Origin of the sequence: Nocardia sp. NPDC049737 (genome assembly GCF_040674755.1) — a bacterium.
In the GTDB taxonomy this organism is placed as follows: Bacteria; Actinomycetota; Actinomycetes; order Mycobacteriales; family Mycobacteriaceae; genus Nocardia.
Genome location: NZ_JBFANH010000010.1, coordinates 25,970 through 31,528, shown reverse-complemented (window position 1 = coordinate 31,528; position 5,559 = coordinate 25,970). Strand labels below are relative to the sequence as shown.

At 68.0% G+C, this 5,559-nt stretch carries 4 protein-coding genes; 1 reads left to right on the top strand and 3 read right to left on the bottom strand.

Annotation, left to right across the window (positions count from 1 at the left end; all coding sequences use genetic code 11):
* Positions 1-9: 9 nt before the first annotated feature.
* Both AB0J47_RS15485 and AB0J47_RS15480 read right to left on the bottom strand, forming a co-directional pair.
* Positions 10-1,608, bottom strand: coding sequence for a hypothetical protein (locus AB0J47_RS15485; RefSeq protein WP_364345760.1), 1,599 nt, complete (start codon positions 1,606-1,608; stop codon positions 10-12).
* Positions 1,598-3,022 (bottom strand): hypothetical protein, encoded by a 1,425-nt coding sequence (locus AB0J47_RS15480; protein WP_364345758.1) that lies wholly within the window; start codon positions 3,020-3,022, stop codon positions 1,598-1,600. The genes AB0J47_RS15485 and AB0J47_RS15480 overlap by 11 nt, the downstream gene beginning before the upstream one ends.
* A gap of 626 nt (positions 3,023-3,648) precedes the next feature.
* On the opposite strand from AB0J47_RS15480, the gene AB0J47_RS15475 reads away from it, so the two are divergent.
* Positions 3,649-3,945: a hypothetical protein gene (locus AB0J47_RS15475; protein WP_364345756.1), complete on the top strand. Its 297-nt coding sequence runs from the start codon at positions 3,649-3,651 to the stop codon at positions 3,943-3,945.
* A gap of 25 nt (positions 3,946-3,970) precedes the next feature.
* Here the strand turns inward: AB0J47_RS15475 and AB0J47_RS15470 are convergent, their stop codons facing one another.
* Positions 3,971-5,551, bottom strand: a complete 1,581-nt coding sequence (locus AB0J47_RS15470; RefSeq protein WP_364345754.1) for an MFS transporter — start codon at positions 5,549-5,551, stop codon at positions 3,971-3,973.
* Positions 5,552-5,559: the final 8 nt, after the last annotated feature.

Sequence of the window (5,559 nt, the reverse complement as noted above, 5' to 3'; positions counted from 1 at the left end):
CGGCACCGCCTACCGCGACGTCGCGTCGACCAGCACCGCGTGCAGTGCTCGCGCCTGGAGACTCGCCTCGTCTCCACGCAGCACGACATCGGTGAACGCGGCGCCGAGGGCCCTGCTCACGTCGAACCCACGTGCGTCCGCGGCGTCCCCGGTCAACTCGGCACGCCAGCGCCGGTAACCGCTCACTACCTCGGCGAGTGTGCTGTTGCGTCCAGCCTCCAGACACAGGTACTCGGCGATCAGGACGCGCTGTGCCCGCCTGCGTGCGATACCGCCACCGGCGAAGTCGAGTGCCCGGCCGAATTCGCGCAGCGTCGCCTGATAAATTTCCAGCTCCACCGATTCGGTGTCGGACTCCGCCGATCCGGTCGCTCGCGTCGGCTCCTGCGCGGTCCGCTGGTCGAGGGTGATCGACCGGCCGGCGCCCGTGCCCCGTGTATCGCGCGGTTCGAGACGCCAACACACCGGCCCCGCTTCGACATCGAGCTCCGCCACCGCGACGACATCGAGATCGATAACTGGGTAGTCGGTGAGTACCTGGTCCACTGCGGCCACGAATTCTCGTATAACCGGCACCTGCAAGCCTGGGGTATCGAATCCGGTCACCCGCACGTCGTGGTTCTCGGCCAGCGTCCGCGCCAGCCAGCCGACCACTGGGTCGGTAACCGGGCGCGCGCCGGAGCCCCGCCGATCGCGCGGCAATTCATCGGCGGGCTTCTGCGTCCGCGGCGAGGAGGGCAACCGAGGACCAGGGGGTCTCGGCGCGGCACCGGCGGGTGGTCCGGCCGTTTTGGGCGGCTGCCCGGACCACGGCGTATCTCGCTGTCCCGCACTACCCGGTGGGCTCGCCCCTGCCGGCCGCCCGGCTGCGGCACTGGGTGAAGCCCGGGTAGCGGCCGGGGGCACCACGGCCGGTGATGACACTGCGGCGGCCGGCGGGAACACCGCCGCGGCCGGAGGACGGCGACCGGAGTCTCCGGCAGGCTTGGAGTTACCACTGCCCGGTGCGTCTGATCCCCGCTCCACCTCTCGGCCCACTGCCCGATCTGAAGGATCCCGCTGCGGACCGCTCTCCGGCGTGGAGCGGCCCGCGGACGCGTCCGGTGTCCGCGACCCGCCGGGGATGGATCGTTCGGTGGGGTCAGCCCGGTCCGTGGGATACACCGGAGGACCCGCTGCCGGAAAGGTCGCCGCGGGATCGGACGTCACGGGCGGCTGTGTGCCCGCGGGTGAGGACGTGTTCGCGCTGCCATCCGGCCAGGGCGGCGGCGGCTCGCCGATCGGGTCCAGGTCGTCGGCAGTAGTGCCGACCCGGCTGGCGCCGAACCTGTCCTGGACTTCGAATTGGCTTGCGGCGTCCACCATTCCGGCGGCCGTGCTGTGCAGGCTCTCCTCCATCGCCCGAAGATTGGCCAGCAACTGGTCGGCATGCGGCTTGAACTCCCTGGCGAACGCGACACCCAGATTGTCATCGCCCCAACTGCCTTCGGCGTGCGCCAGGGAATCGCGCAGTCCCGCATAGGTTTGCCCCACGCGGTCCCCGAGTTCGGCCAGCCGCGCTCCCCGATTTCGCAAGTGGTCCGGATCCAACCGAACTTCATCGTTCACGTCGCGCCCCCTCCGAGGAGGCTCGGCCGTTGCCGCGCAGCCGGAACCGTCGCTCGAAACCGGGGACGAACACCGACAACGGCACCGACGTCGTCGAGCGCTCCACAACGCCATCGTCGGCGACATAGAAAACCGCACGGTCCAAAGCAATTTCGCCGTCCGGCACCGGCGAACGTACCATCCAGCCCACACTTATGCGATCGGCCCGCAGCGTCGACAGCGGGTAACCCGTAGTGTCATACCCCTGTCGTCGGATGTGATCACGGACGAGGTCGAGCGCATCCGCTTCGCCGATCCCTTCGGTGTGGTTCGCGTCCAGATCCGCGAGCATGAACTGGAACATCGCACCATCGATGTCGGTGCCGTCGCCGACCCCGAAGACCTGCACGATCGCCTCGCGAGTCACGGCGCCGGCCTGCGCAGCCGACACCAATAGCTCGGCCACGCCCGACGTACCACCACCCGACTGGTCGTCCAGCAGGGTGCTGACGACATCCGCCACGGTGCCGACCGTCCACACTGCGGGCAGCGCCGGCGCGCACTCCGGTATCGGCGCGGACTCACCCCGGTACCACTGGCCGGCCTCCCACCAGTAACAAAACGACAGCAAACCGGCTGCCGCCCGCGGATTGAGTACCGGGTCGGCCACCCAATCCGGTGCTCCCGCAAACAATTCCGGCATTGCCGCACCCGCGTTGTACGCGGCGTCCAGAACCGACGCATCCCACACACCACCCGATAGCACGGCCCGGTCACCGGGTAATAGCGTCAACGTCGAACCGCTACGTCCGGCGCCTTCGAAGATGCCCACCGACGGACCGATCCGCGGCCCCTGCCCCGACCCGACCGCCACGAAGGCTGCCGCCAGCACCGCCCACCGGGCCCACAACACGGCCAGCTCCGGCAGTTCGTTATCCACGGCCACCGCCCGCAGACCCGCACGCTGGTCCGCCCGCGTCGCGTCGGCGGCGGCGCGCGGCGGCCGAGTCCGACGTTCGCCGCGCCCGAGGTAGGCCGCCAGCCACACCGGCAGCCGATCCCGCGGATAGCGTTCCAAGTCGGCGAGATAGGCCTCCGGTGCGAACAATTGCTCGCCGGGGAACGGCACGGCACCGTGATCAGCAGCAGCCTCGACACGGTCCGCGTCGATGCGCACCAGCAACCGCCACCACGGGCCGCCCTCGGCCCTTGCCGACACCTGCCGATGCCGGCGCACCGCAGCCCACACCGCATCTGGTACGGGGCACCGGAACGACCGGATACCGTCGTCGACCACCAGCAGCGCCGATTCGGCGACCACGGTCATCGCGAACCACGCCTCCAGCCGCTGCCACCCGGGCGGGGCTACCTCACGCAGCCCATCCGCGATTCGATCGACCAACCCCTCGAGATCCTCATCCTCGGCCTGCGTCACGGCGCTCTCCATGTTCCAGGAACGACAAAAGCGCCGAAACCCCGGAGGCGCCAACGCGCGACCTCGACCGCGAGCAGTTCACGAACAGTTCCCCCCAAAATCGCCTGGATCGGTTCGTCGTCAGGATTTGGAATGTCCAAGGCTGAAGATTTCGCACTTCGCGTCCCTGCGCAATGCTGGTATTTACCACCCATGGCAAGCCCGCCGGTCAGCGATCCCCGTCATAACGCGCACTCGACATCTATAACCTACCGAAGATCCCGGGCGGAGACATTTCTCGATGTCGATGTCGAAACCGCGGCTTGCCGTTCGACTTAGGGGTGAATCAGGGTTGAGACCGTCCGCGCACGGTGGGTCCGCGGCCCCCCGATCCGCAACGGTGTCGTGAGGTATGGCCGTTGTGCACCGCCGAGGACTTCGTCGAGGCGTCGACACCCGAGCTGCGTGAGGCGACCGGCCGATAGGGCCCGAAGGCAGCGCGTTGGCGAGATTCTCGGGACGGTATTTGCGCACGTCCGCACTGGCCGCCGTATCCAGATACTCGTCGAGGCGAGTGAACGCGCGCTCGAGCGATACTGCACTACCGCGAACATCTGGCCGAGGTCATCGGTATCAGCCAGGCGGCCATGATCGACCCCGCGTTCGCGGCGCGCTGGCGCGAAATCCACAGCAGCGCAAATACGCTCATCGCTCGCGATATCCGCGCGGCCCAGGCCGCGGGCTACTGTCCCGGGCTCGATCCCGAGATCGCCGCATCGGCATTGACCGCCATGATCGAACAGTTCTGCCTCACCTGGCAGTACCAGAACGACAGTCCTCACATCGAGCTCACCGACGAGGCCGCCGTCGAGGCCCTGTGGCAATTGTGGGGCCACGTGGTGTATTGGACCGACCCGCTTCCGGTGAGCACATCCGACCAGTGACGCCCGGTCGACCGGCACGTCCGTCCTATGCGGTGTCGAGTTCCGAAGTCGTTGGGGCCGTGGCGGTCTCGAATGTGCCGGGTTGCCGGCGGACGAATATCGCGACCGGGACCGCGGTGATCAGCAGCACGACGCCGGCGACGGTGAGGGCGAGATGGGTGGCGTCGGTGAACGCGTGCTGGATGGCGTTGCGGACCGGTCCGGCGACGGCGGGCGGGAGGGCAGAGCTGTGCTCGCCCGCTGCGGCGGCGGACACGACGGCGTCGGTGAGCGGCCGAGGCAGGTCGGCAGCACGGAGTTCGTCGCGGAGGTTGTCGGCGAACCGCGTCGTCAGGATGGTGCCCAGAACGCTGGCACCCAGTACATTGCCGACCTGACGGAACAAGTTGACCGTGGCGCTGGCCATACCTGCCTGGTGTGGTGCGACGCTGTTGACCGCCGCCGCGGTAGCGGGTGCGATGAGCATGCCGCTGCCGATACCGGCGAGCAGTAGTCCGGGCCAAATCCGTCCGAACCCGGTACCGGGTGGACTGGCGAGGAGCGCGAAGATGCCGGCGGCCATGACGACGAGGCCGAGTGTGAGCATCGTCGTGAACCCGATGCGATGCACGATACGGGCGGCGACGGCGCTGATGAGGACGAAGGGGCCGAACATCACCAGGAGCCGCACGGCGGCGGCGAGGACCGTGGTTCCCTGCACGTGCTGCAGGTAGAGCACGGTGACCAGCGCGGTGCCGGTGAATCCCAGCAGGGTGACCGCGGCCGTACCCATCACGGCGCTGAAGGATCCGGACCGGAAGAGCTTCACGTCCAGCATGGGATCGGGATGGCGGGCTTCGTACCGGATGAACGCCACCAGTGACACGGCCAGCACAGCGTAGGCACACAGGATGCGGACCTCGGTGTATCCCAGTGAGCCGCCTTCGATCACCGCATAGGTCAGTGCCGCGATGGCGAGGGTGCCCAGCACCATCCCGACGGGATCGAGTGCCCGGGTGGGGAGTCTGCTCTCACGAATCAGTGTCACCGCGCCGAGAAGGGCAACCACACCCAGTACGACATTGATCAGGTAGATCGCATGCCAGGAGAACGCACCCGCCAGCACCCCCGCTCCCAGCGGACCGATCGCCAGGCCGATTCCGGAACTTCCGGCCCAGATACTAACGGCCTCGGTGCGTTCGCGCATATCGGTGAAGGTGTGGCTGATGATGGCCAGGCTGGTGGGCAACACCATCGCGCCGCCGATTCCCATGATGGCCTGGGCGGCAATCAATACGACCGTGTTGTGCGCGGCGAATGCCACAGCACTGCCCGCCGCGAAGACGGCCGCGCCGGTGGCGAAGATCAGCCGCCGGCCGATGAGATCCCCGATGGTCCCGCTGCCGAGCACCAGACTGGCCACGACCAGGCTGTAGGCACTGGCGACCCAGACGGCCATCGACGACGAGGGGTGCAGATCGGCCTGGATGGTGGCGAGCCCTCCGAGGGTGGAGGAGACATTGACGAAAGCCATCATCGGGCCGATGCACACCACGGCCAGGATCCACCACCGACCACGGGACGTTGCGTCGTGATCGGCGGATGCGGTCACCTCATTACGTGTCACGGCATTCC

Bases quoted from the DNA above. Each gene is read 5' to 3' on its own strand.
- AB0J47_RS15475 (WP_364345756.1), top strand. From the start codon at position 3,649: ATGATCGACCCCGCGTTCGCGGCGCGCTGGCGCGAAATCCACAGCAGC.